Here is a 16,403-nt window from a genome sequence, read left to right as displayed (position 1 = left end):
TTGCGGCCAGATTTGGCCCGGCTACCAGCCATAAACCCCATCACCGATAGCGCGCCCAAAGTGCGGTCGATGTTGGGGTTTAGTCATGCGCCCACAAGGTCCTTGCACCCGCCAAACCGAAACAATCAGACCAAGCAGATAAAAACGGAGTCGCGGGGCACGGCAATCCCTAAAATAAGCGACATGGCTAACACGACCTCCCGCAAAACCGCGAACCTCACACAGGCTGAAGCGCAGGCCCGCAGTGCGGCGCTGCAGATTTCCGCTTATCACTTGCACCTTGATGTCAACAGCGCGCCTACCTCGGCGGAGACATTTGAGGTAACTTCCCGCATCACCTTTACGACTAACGCACCTGAGACCTTCGTGGATTACTTGGGCGATAAGGTCCGTTCCGTGCGGCTAAACGGCACGGAGGTGGAAAATACCTTTGATGGTGGGCGCATCTACCTGCGCGATCTTCCGGTAGGCGAGGAGATCAGCGTGGAGATCACGGGCTCCTCACGCTATTCGCGCACCGGTCAGGGCCTGCACCGCATGCAGGATCAGGCCGATGGGAATACCTACCTTTACTCGCACCTTGAGCCTTCCGACGCCCGCCGCATCTTCCCATGCTTCGATCAGCCGGATCTCAAGGCGAATTTCACGGTAACGTTGAGCGGCCCAACAGGCTGGCAGCTGCTTTCGAACCAGCCGGAGGAAAACCGCAGCGAGTCCGGCGATTCCGTGAGCGTCACCTTCGCATCCACTCCGCTGCTTTCTACCTACCTGACCTCCTTTGCCGCAGGGCCCTACGTGTCCAAGCAGCGCACTTGGAACGCGCCGGATGGCACCCTAAGCGCGCAGCTGCGCGCCTTCGCACGTGCGTCGATGGAACAGTACCTCGACGATGAGATCCTAGAAATCACTGCACAAGGCATGGATTTCTTCCACCAGGCGTACAAGTTCCCGTATCCGTGGGGCAAGTACGATTCCATCTTTGTGCCGGAGTACAACCTGGGTGCGATGGAGAACCCGGGCCTGGTGACCTTCACCGAGACCTACCTCTTCCGCTCCCAGGCCACCCGTGCCCAGCATGCGGGCCGCACCAACACGATCCTGCACGAGATGTCGCACATGTGGTTCGGCGATCTCGTGACACCGAAGTGGTGGGATGATCTCTGGCTCAAAGAGTCATTCGCGGAGTTCATGGGCGCGGATTCCTCCGTCGAGGCCACCGAGTACACCGAGGCGTGGGCGAACTTCGCAGGCCAGCGCAAGAACTGGGCCTACCTGCAGGATCAGCTGCCCACCACGCACCCCATCAAGGCCGATATCCCGGACGTGGATGCCGCGCGCCAAAACTTCGACGGCATCACCTATGCCAAGGGCGCTTCCGTACTCAAGCAATTGGTGCACTACGTCGGCCGTGAGAACTTCTATGCGGGCGCGCAGGACTACTTCCAGGCCCATGCTTTCGGCGCTGCGACCTTCGACGATCTCCTGGACGCGCTGAAAAACCACACCGAGCGCGATCTCGACGCGTGGTCTGCGGCATGGCTCAAGACCTGGGGTCCAGACACCCTGACCCCGCAGCTGCACGTAGAAGGAGAAAAAATCACGGAGTTGGCCGTGCTCGCCGAGGCCGAGGATGAAACACGCCCGCACCGCCTCAACGCCGCGCTTTTCGACGCCGATCTCAACAAGTACGCGGTCCTCGACGTCGATGTCGCCGGCCCGCGCACCATTGTCGATGCCGCCTCTGGCCTGGCAGCACCCGCATTGCTGCTGCTTAACGATGGCGACCACACCTATGCCAAGGTGCGCTTCGACGAAACCTCGCTTGCCACCATCCAAGACAAGCTCTCTGCGATTGAGGATGAGCTTTCCCGCGCCGTCATCTGGACCTCCCTGTGGAACCTCACGCGCGATGGCGAATGGCCGGCTCAAAACTACGTCGACACCGTACTGCGGCACGCAGTAGGGGAGTCACCGTCACTGCTGGCCACGGCCCTGAACAATGCGCAGTACGCCGTTAACCATTATCTGCCGGAATCACCCGACTTTGCCAACCACATTTGGCAGCTGCTGCAGGACGCAGAAAAAGGTACCGATACCCACCTGCTGCTCACGCGCGCGGCCATCGCGGCGCTCGGTGACAGCCCGGAGGACACCAACGAGCGCCTGCGTGCAGTGCTTGACGACGCCACGGATCCCGATATTCGCTGGGCCGCGCTGCGTGCGCTCGCAGCCCGTGAGGCAGTGACGAAGGAGGAGCTGGAAGAAGAAAAGCAGCGCGATAACACGCTGACCGGTGCAGCGGCGTACCTCGGCGTATCCCGTTCCTTCCCAGGGGACAAGCGCGAGGTCTTTGATATGGTCCTGCGACCTGGCGCTTACTCGAATGCCGAGGTCGATTCCCTGCTTGCCGCTTTCAACGCGCCACGTTCGAAGCAGCTCACCGAGCCTTTCGCCGAAGAGTTCTTCACGGTCTTGGACAAGATCTGGCAGGAGCATCCGATCGAAATCGCGAACCGTCTCGTCCGTGGGCTCTACCCAGAGCTGCCTATGGCAGACGCCGCGACGGACGAGTTCCTGCGCATTGAGCGTCCACGTGCCCTGCGCCGCGTGCTGCTCGAATGCCAGGATCACTTGCGCCGCACGCTGCGGGTCAAAAGTGGTCAATAGGAAAGACACAGTTCGCTAGCGCGACTAGATTCCCCTCGGTTAAAACAGGTTCACATACTTGTTGATCCGGGGGGAATCTACATGTCTGAACGCAGTGATCATGAATTGGTTGAGGCTTTCATCGAGGGGGATAACAAAGCCTTTTCCGTCATAGTAGAAAGGCACCGCGCCCGCCTTACAACTGTGGCGCGCCGTTATACGCACAACGACACCGATGCGCAGGACGTCGTCCAGGAAGCCCTGCTTCGCGCCAGCTGCAATCTGCACAAGTACCGGCGCAAGTCAGCGCTTTCTACTTGGCTGCATCGACTGGTCATGAATTGTGGTTATGACTACGTTAAGCATCGCTCCAACCAGCAAAATTCTTCTCTCGATGTGGACTTCATCGATGATGACCGCAACCATCTGCTTGCGCATAACCCGAACGAGTTCTTGGATGACAAACTGGCAGTCCGCGAAGCCCTAGAGCTGCTGCGCCAAGACCAGCGCGACGCCCTGTATTGGACCGACATTGAAGGCTATGGCATCGCCGAAGTCGCCGCAGCGCAGGGAGTAGCGCCAGGTACTATCAAATCCCGTAGAGCCCGCGCACGTAGCGTGTTACGCAAGGCCATGGCCTAAATAAGGAAATAAGCCTGCGATATTTAGCGTTGCAGGACAGGTCACGTTTAAGCATCAACCCCGTTTCTGATACCCGAATTTAACCATGGCGCGGGTAGGATTTGTGGGGTTAATCCAGCAAAACATTGCAAGGGAGTTTTTAATGACCGTCCACGATGTCGCCATCGTAGGCTCCGGCCCTGCCGGTTACACCGCGGCGCTTTACGCCGCACGCGCTGAACTGAAGCCGATCGTCTTCGAGGGCTTCGAGTACGGCGGCGAACTCATGAACACCACCGAGGTGGAGAACTACCCAGGCTTCCAGAAAGGCATCATGGGCCCAGAGCTCATGGAAGAAATGCGTTCCCAGGCCATCCGCTTCGGCGCGGACCTGCGCATGGAAGTTGTTGACTCTGTCGAGCTGGCAGGGAATATCAAGAAGCTGCACGTTGGAGACGAGGTCTTCGAAGCTCGAACCGTCATTCTTGCCACCGGCGCAGCACCGCGTTACCTGGGCATCCCGGGTGAGGCCGAGCTAGCTGGCCGCGGCGTTTCTGCCTGCGCTACCTGTGACGGCTTCTTCTTCAAGGGCCACAACATCGCCGTCGTTGGCGGTGGTGACTCTGCAATGGAAGAGGCAACCTTCCTCACCAAGTTCGCAGAGACCGTAACCATCATTCACCGCTCCGAGAACTTCCGAGCTTCCAAGATCATGCTGGAGCGCGCAAAGGCCAATCCACAGATCAAGTGGGCTACCAACAAGACCGTAGAGCGCGTTCTCGAGGGCGAGGGCAAGGTTGCCGGCCTGGAGATCAAGGACGCCATCACCGGTGAGGTCTCCACACTGGACGTCACCGCGATGTTCGTTGCCATCGGCCACGATCCACGCTCCGCCTTCCTGGAAGGCCAGGTTGAGCTCAACGAGGGCGGCTACGTCGTCGTTGAGCAGCCTTCCACCAAGACCAACCTGCCGGGCGTCTTCGCCTGCGGCGACTTGGTTGATGACCATTACCAGCAGGCTATTACCGCGGCAGGCTCCGGCTGCCGCGCAGCAATCGATGCGGAACACTTCCTCGCAGAAAGCGTTTAATAATCATGAGCAACGTAAAAAGCGTAACCACGGATACCTTCCGTACTGACGTCGTTGAGGCTTCGGCATCCAAGCCTGTCGTCGTGGACTTCTGGGCTGAATGGTGTGGTCCATGCAAGAAGCTTTCCCCAATTTTGGATGAGGTCGCCAGCGAGTTGGGCGAGGATGTTTCCGTCGTAAAGGTTAATGTCGACGAGGAGCGCACTCTGGGCGGCATGTTCCAGATCATGTCGATTCCTTCTGTGCTGATTTTCCGCAACGGCGAGAAGGTCGACGAATTTGTCGGCCTGCGTTCCAAGCCGGACATCGTGGCACAAATTCAAAAGCAGCTCTAACTGGTAGCCTTATTCACATGCGTCACAGGGCGCACAGTTTTAACACGAGAAAAGGGGTAGGTGTGAATCGCGTTTTGCAGGTCGGTGACCAAAGTGTCCGCGTCGCCGAAGCACGTGCAACCCTCGCCCGTCTCGGCCTCATGAAGGATTACCGGGGCGCACTGTCCGATTGGAAGCAACAAAAGTATTCCGAGACGGAAAAAGTATTCGACGCCGAACTCTCTGAGGTCATCAAGGCCTTTCAGCAGTCCCGCGGCATTGTGCCCACCGGCGTAATCGATGACCTTACCCTTCGTGAGCTGCGCCAGGCTTCTTATAGCTTGGGCGCGCGCGTACTCACGTACGAGCCGGGCAACGTTTTAGTTGGCGACGATGTCGCACAACTTCAGCAGCAACTTCAAGAACTCGGTTTCTACCAGAACCGAGTGGATGGCCACTTCGGTCCCGATACTCACGCCGCACTCATGGAATACCAGCTCAACAGCGGTCTCCAGAAAGACGGTGTGTGTGGTCCGACCACGATCAACGCTCTTAATCTGCTGGGCCGCCGCATCACCGGCGGTTCCGCACACAACATCCAAGAGCGCGAGCGTGTCCGCAACGCCGGCCCACAGCTTGCAGGCAAGCGCGTGGTCATCGACCCTGCCTTAGGCGGTGCCGAGAAGGGCATCAAGGTCAAGGGCCGCTTTGGTGACGTCACCGAAGAAGAGCTTCTGTGGGACTTGGCAGAGCGCGTGGCCGGACGCATGATTGCAGCGGGCATGGAAACCATCATCTCGCGTCCACGTACCGATAATCCTTCTGTCAAGGACCGTGCGGATCTGGCAAACGCCTTCGACGCCGATCTGGTTATCTCTTTGGCTTGTGACCGCTATCCAAACGAGAAGGCCAATGGCATTGCCACCTTCTACTTTGGTTCGGAGATCGGCAGCTCCTCGCTCATTGGTGAGACTCTTTCTGGTTTCATCCAGCGCGAGATCGTGGCTCGCACGCCACTGCAGAACTGCTGGAACCACGGCCGCACCTGGGATCTTTTGCGTCTGACGCAGATGCCAGTAGTCCAGGTTGTCTTGGGCTATCTCACCAACCCTGGTGACGTAGAAGTGCTTACTACGTCGGCCAAGCGCGATGATATTGCAGAAGCAATCGTGGTTTCTGTAAAGCGCCTCTACCTGCTCGATGATGACGATGCTGTCACCGGCACCTATAAGTTCTCGGAGCTGCTGCGCGCCGAGGAGGCTTAAGCCAAAGCTTTTGCTAGCAGATCTTCTACCGCAGCGGCCGAGAGTAGGTCGAAGGCTGGTGGGAGATCCAGGCGCAGCCGTGGAGTAACGGGGTGGTCTTGGACCACCATAAAACCCGCCGATTCTAAGGTTTCTACTGACAGAAGCCCGATGAAGGCGGGTTTTTCGCGTAATAGAAACTCTGCCTCTTTTGCGTCGCGGTAGCCAAAGGCTTCTACCGCGCTGAACTCACGCGAGGAAAGGTTCATAATCGCGGCGTCGAGAAGCACCGCTTCCAAGCCACGTGCCGCGCGATGGGATTTCACAAACAATGAGGACAGCAAAGCTGCGTCCTGGCTCACGGGAGCGGTAGGCAGCTTGGACGCCCCAGGGGCATAATCAGCGGGGCAGAAGAAGACCGTAGCCTCGTTGCCCACCGTTAGGCCACAGTCGCCGGCGCTTAGGAGCACAGCGGAAATCCACGCCTCTTTCTCGAAGGCGGGATCAGTTACCTCAGTATCAAGCTCCCAAAAGATGGAACGAGCCGCCAAGGGGTTGATTTCTACCCCTTCCTTGACTGACTCGACGAGCATTACTTGCCCTCGATGAGACCAAGGATGCGCTCGAAATCTTCCTGATCGCCAAATTCGACGACCATCTTGCCCTTGCGCTTGCCCATGGTGACGGTGACCTTGGTGTCGAAGCGGTCAGACAGGCGCTCTGCGGAATCGGTGAAGTACTGTGGCTGCGGGGCAGCAGGCTTCTTCTCCTGTGGCTTATCGCCCCTCTTGTACAGCGTAACCGCTTCCTCGGTGGCACGGACGGACAGGCCTTCTGCGATGATGCGGTTGGCGATGAGCTCCATGGCCTCAGCATCGGGCAGGCCCAGCAGGGCACGCGCATGGCCGCCGGATAAGGTGCCAGCAGCGACGCGCTTTTGCACGTTCACCGGGAGCTTGAGTAGGCGAATCATGTTGGTCACCTGCGGGCGGGAACGGCCGAGGCGGTCAGCCAGCTCGTTCTGGGTGACGCCGAATTCCTCCAGCAACTGCTGGTAGGCGTGTGCCTCTTCCAATGGATTAAGCTGCACGCGGTGGATGTTCTCCAGCAAGGCATCGCGCAGGAGGTTGTCATCCTTGGTATCGCGGACGATGGCCGGAATGGTGGCAAGCCCCGCCTTGGAGGAAGCACGCCAACGACGTTCACCCATGATGAGCTCAAAGCCGCCCTCATCTGCCGGGCGCACGACGACCGGCTGGAGCAGGCCGAACTCCTTGATGGAGTGAACGAGTTCTGCGAGGCCTTCTTCGTCGAAGACGGTACGCGGCTGCTTTGGGTTAGGGATGATGTCACCGACCGCGATCTCACGGTAGGTAGCGCCGATCACGGAAGGCTTTGCCTGACGCTTCTTATTAGCGCCCTGTGGAATGGTTGGCGCGCCCTTCACGCGGGGCTTATCACCAGTTGGACCGCCGGTAGCAGCGCCAAGGATGATATCTGCTGCATCGTTACCAAGGCGCGGCTTGCGGGATGGGGCATCGGGGCCAGAAGGGATAAGTGCTGCAAGACCCTTGCCGAGGCCACCTTGCTTTTGTTCCGTCATGCTAAAACTTATCCTTCCAATTCAGCGAAAATCTCTGGGCTAACGCCGATGGCGCCAGTGGTGGGGTGCGGGCGGTAGTCACCGCGCGAATCGAGCTCGCGGGCCGCCGCCGAATAAGCCCTAGCACCGGTGGAAGAAGGATCATAGGAGATAACAGTCTTGCCGTAACCCGGCGCCTCAGACACGCGCACCGAACGCGGAATTACATTACCAAGAACTACGGCGCCGAATTGTTCGCACACTTCATGGGCAACTTGCTCTGCCAATTTGGTGCGGGCGTCATACATGGTGAGCAAAACGGCGGAAATATGTAGTTCCTCGTTGAGGTGCTCACGAATCATGGAGATGTTGCCAAGCAGCTGGCCCACGCCCTCCAGTGCGTAGTACTCGCACTGGATAGGAATGATGACCTCTTCGGCACAGGTCATGGCATTAATGGTCAAAAGGCCCAGCGAAGGCGGGCAATCAATGAAGACGTACTCGAAGCCGTGCTCTTCAAGGAAGCCGTTATGGAGTGCGTCATAAAGGCGAAACTCACGGCGTACCAGCGAGACCATTTCGATCTCCGCGCCAGCCAGATCAATGGTGGCGGGAATACAGAAGAGATTGGTGCTAGAAGGAGACGGCTGCATTGCTTGCTCCGCAGTGCGGTCTCCCAGCAAGACCTCGTAGCTCGAATCAGTGCCTGAGGTATGAGCAGCGCCCACCGCAGTTGAGGCATTGCCCTGCGGGTCCAGGTCGATCACCAACACTTTTTTGCCGGCCTCAGCAAGCGCCGCGGCTAGATTGACAGCCGACGTGGTCTTGCCGACGCCGCCTTTCTGGTTCGCGATGGTGATAAGACGTGGATTAGTCATGCCGTCTACTCTAGTTCACGCGGGGGACACGGATGATAGTCGTGCCCTTGATGGTGATGACCTCGGCTTTACCTGCGCCAGCACGCTTTAGCTCAGCTGCGTCGCGCTCCAGCTCCTCATGCACGGACTCACCCTTCAAAGCGATCATCTCGCCGCCCACCTTGACCAATGGCAGCGACCACTTGGCAAGCTTGCCCAAGGGCGCGACGGCGCGAGAGGTCACAATGTCTGCACCCTTCACGGCCTTTTTCACTGGGCCTTCTTCGGCGCGGCCGCGGATGACGGTGACGTTATCTAGGTCCAGCAGCTCCTTGACCTCAGACAGGTAATTAGAGCGCTTTAGGAGCGGCTCGATCAGAGTGATATCAAGATCTGGGCGCGCAATGGCCAGCGGGATGCCTGGGAGGCCTGCGCCACTGCCGACGTCGATTACGCGGGCGCCTTCCGGCATGACATCGCCGATCACGGCACAGTTGAGAAGATGGCGCTCCCACAGGCGCGGGACTTCGCGCGGGCCTATAAAACCACGAATGGACCCGTCTGTAGCGAGCGAATCGTGGTAAGCCTGCGCGAGTGGCAGGCGGGAGCCAAATACTTCAGACGGGTCCAAATCGGACACTAGAAACTCCTGTTTTTAGTTGTTGTTTTTGCGCTGTTTCTTGGTGCGGTTGTCCTTCTTGCGCACACCTGGCTTCGGTGCGGAAGTGCGCTTGAGTTCTGCCTTGGCGGCTGCCTCTCGCTCCTCTTCCTCATCCATCTTCTTGTACACGATGCGAGTCTGGAAGAAGGTCCAGACGGTGTTGGCCAACATGTAGAACAGCAAGCCAATAGGCCAAATAGCACCGGAGAAGACCAGCATGCCTGGCATGACCCACAGCATCATCTTGTTCATGATTGCCATCTGCTGCTGCATCATCTCAGCGTTCTGGCCTTGCGGGGTCGGAGTCTTACCGGAAGCACGGCGTGCCTCCTGGCGGTTGAGCGACATACGGGCATTGAAGTGGGTCAAAACCGCAATGATGGCAATCAACGGAACGATGATGACCGCTGCCTGCGACGTCGTGATGCCCTGCTGATCCAGAATCGGCGAGTTCACGCGCAAGTTGGTAATCAGCGGAACGCCAAAGATCTTGGCGTCTAGGAACTGCTGCACCAATTCCGGCTTGAAGATGTAGTTCGCAGTGTTCGCGTTAGCCTCCACCGACATTGGCTCATCAGCTGGGTGACCGAAGCCACCCGCAGTGTGAATGGTGCGGTCGAAGGCGCGCAGAACATGGAACAGACCAATAAACATTGGGATCTGAGCGAAGATCGGCAGGCAGCCTGCCATCGGGCGAACGCCAGATTCCTTGTAGATGCGCTGCATCTCTTGCGCAGCCTTGGTTTGGTCATTCGCGTACTTGGTACGCAGCTCTTGGATTTGCGGCTGGATCTCCTGCATCTTGCGGGATGAGCGCAGCTGAGTGATGGTCGGCTTGACCATGATGGCCTTGAGCGTCCACGTCAGCAGGACAATCGAGAGAATCCACGTGATTCCCAAAGAAGGATCCATCACGAAGCTCAAAAGCCAGTGCCAGAACCACAAGACGGCCGAGATCGGCCAATAGATGATATTAAGCAAGGATAGTCCTCAGTTGTTGTTCGTGCCGGGTACGGGATCAAACCCGCCCGGATGCCAAGGGCCGCATTTGCAAACCCTAGCGATGGCCATGCCGGCGCCTTTGATAGCTCCGTGAACGGAGAGTGCTTCGAGGGCGTAGGCACTGCAAGTCGGTTCAAAACGACAGGTGGAAACCATCTTAAGGGGTGAGAAATACTTTTGGTAGAAGCGCACCGCTTTTACCATCGGTTTTGCCGCACCCTTAGCTTCCGGGATTTCGGCACCGGAAGAATTTACATACCGCATTTACGCAGAGCCTTGCGGATGTCTTTTTCTAATTGCTCACTGCTCGCTGTGGCGCTTGCGGGAAGCGCGCGGATAACCAGATCTGCGGTCGGTGGAAGATCCGGAAAGAGGGACCTGCACACATGCCGAAGCCGCCGGGAGGTGCGGTGGCGAACCACTGCATTCCCGACGGCTTTTGAAACAACCAATCCGAACCTTGGGCCGGCGGCCGCAATATCGAATTTGGTGTCTTGGCTGGCGTTGTTACGAAAGTGCACAACAACCGTACGTGTACCGGCCCGCTTGCCGCCCTTGATCGTCCTGCGGAATTCCGCTGGCGAAGTGAGCTTATGCTGGGCTGGAAGCACGATTATGCCGACAGCTTTGCGCGGCCCTTCTTACGACGAGCTGCGACGATAGCGCGACCTGCACGGGTGCTCATGCGGGTGCGGAAGCCGTGCTTACGAGCGCGACGACGGTTGTTGGGCTGGAAGGTACGCTTACCCTTTGCCACGATTATCTCCTTGAAGTTGTGCGCGGAGCCCAGGGAAAGTCATTCCCCCAGCTCCACTGATGAATGGATATGTGAGTAGTTAGCAACCCTTGGGAGTGGGTTCACACTCACGCGCAACGTCTTCTGTTGCGATAGACCATGACAGATTACGTGACGAATGCAGCCTTGAACAAATCGACACCCGGGTGTACCCAAAATTACAAAGATGTTTTTATCTGCAGCTAAAAGGCTACTTTGCGGGGTCAGAGCACATACGGCGGCTTGCATTTTAGGTTCACGCCATGCAAGCGCCGAAAAGCGTTAGACAGCCCCGCTAACTCGGCGGTAAAACTAAAGAATCGAATTCCACAGCCGTCCACAAGGTGTGAATAACTCTAAATCTCAGCTTTAGACTTTTTGTATTCCAGCAGGTAAATAGCCTAAAGTACCCGATTGATAGTTATCCACAGCCATCGACTAGGCTGTGGATAAACATTTGTTCCACATCTGTGGATAACTCTGTGGAGATCAAGGTCGTGCCGCAATTTTCGATGTGGATACGTCCGTGAAATTCACTGTAAATTTTTCTCCGTCCGAACTAGGGCCTTCTTCTGGGAAGGCCGCACAAGGTAGGCGCGTTGACTGATCAACAAGCGGTACTTAACGCCAACTGGCGAGCAGTAGTGGAAGATCTGCTCGCCCAATCTGAGAAACCCAACTCAGAGGTACCCAACTTCAACCACACGCAGCGACTGTATCTGCAGCTCGCGCGACCCATCATGATGATGGATGGCTACGCACTACTGGCAGCACACAATGAAAAGGCCAAGGCAGTCATCGAAACCGATCTCGGCTCACACATCTCGCGTGCCCTTACCCGGCACCTGGGCAGGCCTTGCACGCTTGCTGTAACTCTGGCCAATCCGGTGGAAGAAGAAGCACCGCTTAACGACGCCCCGGCTCAAGCACCGCAGGCGCCGTCACCGCAGCAGTACCAGCCGCCACAGCAGGCTTGGCAGACCAGCCATGCCCCGGCGAGCTTGGATGAACTGGCTGATCATTACAACCAGCAACAGCAGCAATACCAGCCCCAGCACAATGCAGATGCCCGCATTCCGCGTGAGCAGCCGGCGCACGATCCCAATAGGGAAGAGTCGCTGAACCCAAAGCACACGTTTGAAAACTTCGTTATCGGTTCCTCCAACCGCTTTGCCAACGGCGCGGCGGTGGCCGTAGCGGAAAATCCAGCGCGTGCTTATAACCCACTGTTTATTTGGGGCGGCTCCGGCCTAGGCAAAACCCACCTGTTGCACGCCGCGGGCAACTACGCGCAGGTTCTGCATCCGGGTCTGCGCGTGAAGTACGTTTCTTCCGAGGAATTTACTAACGACTACATCAATTCTTTGCGCGATGACCGCCAGGAGTCCTTCAAGCGGCGTTATCGCAATCTGGACATCTTGATGGTTGATGACATTCAGTTCTTGGAGGGTAAGGAATCGACTCAGGAGGAGTTCTTCCATACCTTTAATGCACTGCATCAAGCCAATAAGCAAATCATTTTATCTTCTGACCGTCCGCCGAAGCAGCTGACCACCTTGGAGGATCGCCTGCGCACTCGCTTCGAAGGTGGTTTGATCACGGATATTCAGCCGCCAGATCTCGAGACCCGCATAGCCATCTTGATGAAGAAGGCAGCTGCGGACGGCACCGAAGTAGATCGATCTGTTCTAGAGCTCATCGCTTCGCGCTTCGAGTCTTCTATTCGCGAGCTTGAAGGCGCGCTGATTCGCGTTTCTGCTTATTCCTCTTTGGTTAACGAACCGATCAGCTTAGAGATGGCGGAGATCGCATTGCACGATCTCGCGCCCGATGCAGCGGGACGTGAAATTACGGCAACCGCGATCATGGAAGTAACAGCAGAGTTCTTCGACATCGACGTCGAGACCCTGCGTGGTGCGGGCAAGAAGCGCGCCGTCGCTCATGCCCGCCAGTTGGCTATGTATCTCTGCCGCGAGCTGACTGAGCTTTCCTTGCCGAAGATTGGTGATCAGTTCGGAGGCAAGGATCATACGACTGTCATTTATGCCGATCGCAAGATCCGTAAGGAAATGACAGAAAACCGCAATACCTACGATGAGATCCAGGCGCTGACGCAAAGGATCAAGAACCACAGCCGTTCTTAAAACGCTTTCTGCAGCTAGAAATATAACCCGCCACCTGCACTTAGGTGGCGGGTTATTTTTATCCACAGCGTTATTCACATCTGTGTAATTTCATTGTTGTAATTCATAGATCTTCGACACATTTTTGTTTTTCACAAAGCATTCGCCCTGATCAGGAGCTTGTGATCAATGCTGTGATCAAATTCCACAATCCTGGGGATAGATTGTGGATAAAACCGGCACCCCTCCGGTTACTCACAATTTATGTAATTTGATCACACTGATCCCACAACCACGATCACAGCGCGGATCGGGCCCGTCACCTTGCCTTTTAGGGCGTTATCCACAGATCTCACAACGGTTATTACTACTACTAACTATTTTTCCTGATCCCTTAAGTAAAAAGGGGATGTGTGTAATTCTCGCCCTCGCCTCGGCCCGAGGCGCCAGGCCGCGAGTAAATTACAAAAGTCTGTCGCACGGCGCCTATGCGGTAAGTTGGAAACAGCTTTTGTTACTTACAAAAATCAACCCAGCTAGAACCCAGCAAGGAGCTCATCGAGACCATGGACCAATCTGTGTCATTTCGTGTTGCCAAAGATGATCTGGCCAACGCAGTTGCTTGGGTAGCCCGTAGTCTGCCTTCCAAGGTGACGCAGCCTGTTCTTCGCGCGATGCTTATCACCGCCGATGACAATGGTTTGGAATTCACCGGCTTCGACTACGAAGTTTCTACTCGCGTACGCATCGCGGCAATGATCGACGAACCAGGCCGCATCGCCGTCGCCGGTAAGCTGCTCGCAGACATCGTTGCCACCCTTCCGAACAAGGAAGTCGAGATGACCCAGCAGGATTCCAAGGTCCTGCTCACCTGCGGTTCTTCCCGCTTCGAGCTGCCTATCATTCCACTCGATGATTACCCGCAGCTGCCGGTTCTGCCGGAGGTCACCGGCACCATCAACCCACAGCTTTTCGTTGAGGCCATCAGCCAGGTCGCATCCGCTGCCGGCAAGGATGACACTCTGCCGATGCTGACCGGCGTGCATATGGAAATCAACGGTTCCCACGTCGAAATGACTGCTACCGACCGTTTCCGCCTGGCCATGCGCACTTTCGAGTGGGATCCGGTATCCCCTGACGTAAAGGCAAAGCTGCTGGTTCCTGCGAAAACCTTGCAAGACACCGGCCGCTCCCTTGATACTCACCTCAACATCCCAGTGGAGATCGCGGTAGGCACCGGCGAAAACATTGGCGCAGAGGGCCTGTTTGGTCTGCACGCGGATAACCGCGAGACCACCACCCGCATGCTGGATGCAGACTTCCCAAACGTCTCTCCGCTGCTGCCAAAGACGCATACCGCAATGGCCAGCATCGAGGTTGCTCCGCTGCAGGAAGCCATCCGCCGCGTTTCCCTGCTGACTGATCGCAACGCCCAGATCCGCATGGACTTTTCTGAAGGTCAGGTCACCCTGGCAGCTGGCGCGGATTCCGGTAAGGCAGACGAGACTTTGCCTTGTGCATTTACCGGCCGCGATGAATTCACCATCGCCTTTAACCCGGGCTACCTCAAGGATGGCCTGGCCGTGGTCCATACTGACCGCGTGGTCTTCGGCTTCACTGAGCCTTCCCGCCCAGCAATTATGATTCCGGAGCCAGAGGAGATGCCGATGGCAGATGAGGATGGAGTCTTCCCAACCCCGGAGACCAACTTCACCTACCTTCTGATGCCGGTCCGTCTGCCAGGTTAATGTTCATACGCGAACTCGACGTCCGGGATTTTCGCTCGTGGCTTGAGCTACATATTGAGCTCGGCCCGGGGATCACTTTGTTCGTCGGACGCAACGGTTTTGGCAAGACCAACATCGTCGAGGCGATCGGGTACGTGGCCCACCTGTCCTCGCACCGTGTTAGCCACGACGCGCCGTTGGTACGTCAAAGTGCCGCTAATGCCAGAATCTCCACCACTGCCGTCAATCAGGGCCGCGAGCTTACCGCGCATCTGCTCATCAAACCGCACGCGGCTAACCAAGCCCAGATCAATCGCACGCGGCTGAAAAGCCCGCGCGAGTTATTGGGTGTAGTCAAAAGCGTGTTGTTCTCGCCTGAGGATCTCGCGCTCGTGCGTGGTGAGCCGGCTGAGCGGCGCACCTACATGGATGACATCATCGCCTCGCGTACCCCGCGCTTAGCTGGGGTAAAGGCGGATTATGACAAGGTCTTAAAGCAGCGCAATGCGCTTTTAAAGTCGGCGTCGTCAAGCCTGCGCCGCGGCTACGATGACGCCGATGGTGCCTCGGCTTTGGCCACGTTGGATGTTTGGGACGCCCAGCTCGCACATCTAGGCGCGCAGGTGATTCAGGCACGCCTCGCGCTTGTCGACGCCTTAAGCGAGCTGATCCCATCCGCCTATTCAGGCCTGGCCCCGGAATCGCGGCCAGCCCACATCGAGTACAAATCTACGATCGACGTCTCTGACCGCGACGTACTGGAAGCCGTGATGCTCACCGAGCTTGCCGCTAAGCGGCAGCGCGAGATCGAGCGTGGCATCTCCCTGGTGGGCCCGCACCGCGATGATCTCGTGCTCAACCTCGGAACGCAGCCGGCAAAAGGCTTTGCAAGTCACGGCGAGACCTGGTCATATGCCATTTCATTGCGCCTTGCCGAGTTCAACCTCTTGCGCGAGGAAGGCACCGATCCAATTTTGATCCTCGACGATGTTTTCGCCGAACTCGATGCTAAGCGCCGGGAGAAGCTTGTGCACCTAGCCATGGAAGCTGAGCAAGTGCTGATCACCGCCGCCATGGATGAGGACCTGCCCGGCAACCTAGAACCGATCGTTCGCTACGAAGTCTCCGTTCGGGATACTCAAGAGGGGCGAATTTCTGAAATTACAAAGGTGCGCGAAGATGACTGATCCTATTCAGGATTTCTTTGAGCGTGTGCGTTCAAATTCCAAGAATGCTCCCAAATTGGATAAGCCAGCGCCGAAGATGAAGATCAGTCACGATGCACCGGCGAAGAAATACCGCGTGGGCAGGCCCACCGGCCCCGATGGTAGGCGGCAGCGCCGCAGCCTGGATATCCCTAGCCTCGGTGCCACGCTGAACAAGGAGATTGTGAGCCGCGGGTGGGAAAACGAGCTGGCTGATGGTTGGGTCATGGGCAATTGGACCAACCTGGTGGGCGAGCGCATCGCCGCACACACGAAGCCCGAGCGCATTAAGGATAAGGTCGTCTATATTTCTTGCGATGCCTCTGTGTGGGCTACGGAGCTGCGCTATCTGCAACGCCAGATCTTGCGCAAGATCGCCGACCGCCTTGGCCCCGACGTCATCGTTGAACTGCGTATTCAAGGCCCTAAGCAACACCGCAATTATCAGGGCCGGCAGTGGGTGAAACCGCAAGGCTCGCAAGATACCTACGGATAACCGCTTCGGGATAAAAATCTGGATCGAAAAATCGGGCTAAATTCCGCCCTCTCACTGGTG

The 16,403-nt window shown here is 57.2% G+C and carries 17 protein-coding genes; 9 read left to right on the top strand and 8 right to left on the bottom strand.

Going from position 1 to position 16,403, the window contains the following annotated elements; genetic code table 11:
- Window positions 1-183 precede the first annotated feature (183 nt).
- The 5 genes from pepN to WM42_RS06970 all read left to right on the top strand — a co-directional run bounded on the left by pepN (window position 184) and on the right by WM42_RS06970 (window position 5,936).
- Window positions 184-2,667, top strand: a complete 2,484-nt coding sequence (pepN, locus tag WM42_RS06990) for an aminopeptidase N (RefSeq protein ID WP_062036525.1) — start codon at window positions 184-186, stop codon at window positions 2,665-2,667.
- A gap of 81 nt (window positions 2,668-2,748) precedes the next feature.
- Window positions 2,749-3,288 (top strand): sigma-70 family RNA polymerase sigma factor, encoded by a 540-nt coding sequence (locus WM42_RS06985; RefSeq protein WP_062036523.1) that lies wholly within the window; start codon window positions 2,749-2,751, stop codon window positions 3,286-3,288.
- A 142-nt stretch (window positions 3,289-3,430) separates the two neighbouring features.
- On the top strand, window positions 3,431-4,357 hold the full coding sequence (gene trxB, locus WM42_RS06980; protein ID WP_062036520.1) for a thioredoxin-disulfide reductase: 927 nt from the start codon (window positions 3,431-3,433) through the stop codon (window positions 4,355-4,357).
- Between the two features lie 5 nt (window positions 4,358-4,362).
- Window positions 4,363-4,692, top strand: a complete 330-nt coding sequence (gene trxA, locus WM42_RS06975) for a thioredoxin (RefSeq protein WP_062036519.1) — start codon at window positions 4,363-4,365, stop codon at window positions 4,690-4,692.
- Window positions 4,693-4,754: 62 nt separating this feature from the next.
- The gene (locus WM42_RS06970; protein ID WP_061925505.1) at window positions 4,755-5,936 is read left to right on the top strand and encodes an N-acetylmuramoyl-L-alanine amidase; all 1,182 of its coding nucleotides are present in this window, start codon (window positions 4,755-4,757) and stop codon (window positions 5,934-5,936) included.
- Here the strand turns inward: WM42_RS06970 and WM42_RS06965 are convergent.
- From WM42_RS06965 to rpmH, 8 genes are read right to left on the bottom strand one after another with little or no spacing between them, the layout of a single operon-like run.
- The gene (locus WM42_RS06965) at window positions 5,933-6,508 is read right to left on the bottom strand and encodes a hypothetical protein (protein WP_061925507.1); all 576 of its coding nucleotides are present in this window, start codon (window positions 6,506-6,508) and stop codon (window positions 5,933-5,935) included. The genes WM42_RS06970 and WM42_RS06965 overlap by 4 nt on opposite strands.
- Complete coding sequence (locus tag WM42_RS06960) at window positions 6,508-7,518, bottom strand: ParB/RepB/Spo0J family partition protein (RefSeq protein WP_061925510.1); 1,011 nt, start codon at window positions 7,516-7,518, stop codon at window positions 6,508-6,510. The genes WM42_RS06965 and WM42_RS06960 overlap by 1 nt, the downstream gene beginning before the upstream one ends.
- Before the next feature lie 8 nt (window positions 7,519-7,526).
- Window positions 7,527-8,375 carry a ParA family protein gene (locus WM42_RS06955; protein WP_062036517.1) on the bottom strand — a complete coding sequence of 283 codons (849 nt, stop codon included), beginning with the start codon at window positions 8,373-8,375 and terminating at the stop codon, window positions 7,527-7,529.
- Between the two features lie 10 nt (window positions 8,376-8,385).
- Entirely contained in the window at window positions 8,386-8,994 is a 609-nt protein-coding gene (gene rsmG / locus WM42_RS06950; protein WP_062036515.1) for a 16S rRNA (guanine(527)-N(7))-methyltransferase RsmG, read from the bottom strand.
- Window positions 8,995-9,009: 15 nt separating this feature from the next.
- Complete coding sequence (gene yidC / locus WM42_RS06945; RefSeq protein WP_082787647.1) at window positions 9,010-9,996, bottom strand: membrane protein insertase YidC; 987 nt, start codon at window positions 9,994-9,996, stop codon at window positions 9,010-9,012.
- 9 nt (window positions 9,997-10,005) lie between these two features.
- A complete protein-coding gene (gene yidD / locus WM42_RS12990) occupies window positions 10,006-10,281 on the bottom strand; it encodes a membrane protein insertion efficiency factor YidD (RefSeq protein WP_201057347.1) in 276 nt (91 codons plus the stop codon).
- A complete protein-coding gene (gene rnpA, locus WM42_RS06940) occupies window positions 10,269-10,628 on the bottom strand; it encodes a ribonuclease P protein component (protein ID WP_062036513.1) in 360 nt (119 codons plus the stop codon). The genes yidD and rnpA overlap by 13 nt, the downstream gene beginning before the upstream one ends.
- A 2-nt stretch (window positions 10,629-10,630) precedes the next feature.
- On the bottom strand, window positions 10,631-10,774 hold the full coding sequence (rpmH, locus tag WM42_RS06935; RefSeq protein WP_005530694.1) for a 50S ribosomal protein L34: 144 nt from the start codon (window positions 10,772-10,774) through the stop codon (window positions 10,631-10,633).
- Between the two features lie 617 nt (window positions 10,775-11,391).
- Here rpmH and dnaA point away from each other — a divergent pair.
- The 4 genes from dnaA to WM42_RS06915 all read left to right on the top strand — a co-directional run bounded on the left by dnaA (window position 11,392) and on the right by WM42_RS06915 (window position 16,343).
- Entirely contained in the window at window positions 11,392-12,936 is a 1,545-nt protein-coding gene (gene dnaA / locus WM42_RS06930) for a chromosomal replication initiator protein DnaA (protein ID WP_062036511.1), read from the top strand.
- A 545-nt stretch (window positions 12,937-13,481) separates the two neighbouring features.
- A complete protein-coding gene (gene dnaN, locus WM42_RS06925) occupies window positions 13,482-14,663 on the top strand; it encodes a DNA polymerase III subunit beta (RefSeq protein WP_082778674.1) in 1,182 nt (393 codons plus the stop codon).
- On the top strand, window positions 14,663-15,829 hold the full coding sequence (gene recF, locus WM42_RS06920) for a DNA replication/repair protein RecF (protein WP_062036509.1): 1,167 nt from the start codon (window positions 14,663-14,665) through the stop codon (window positions 15,827-15,829). Before dnaN ends, recF begins: the two co-directional genes overlap by 1 nt.
- Window positions 15,822-16,343, top strand: coding sequence for a DciA family protein (locus WM42_RS06915; RefSeq protein ID WP_062036507.1), 522 nt, complete (start codon window positions 15,822-15,824; stop codon window positions 16,341-16,343). The genes recF and WM42_RS06915 overlap by 8 nt, the downstream gene beginning before the upstream one ends.
- Window positions 16,344-16,403 lie beyond the last annotated feature (60 nt).

The sequence above is a fragment of the Corynebacterium simulans genome (assembly GCF_001586215.1).
Classification (GTDB): Bacteria; Actinomycetota; Actinomycetes; order Mycobacteriales; family Mycobacteriaceae; genus Corynebacterium; species Corynebacterium simulans.
Note: the sequence above shows the minus strand (reverse complement) of the source record. Positions and strands in the feature narration are given on the sequence as shown.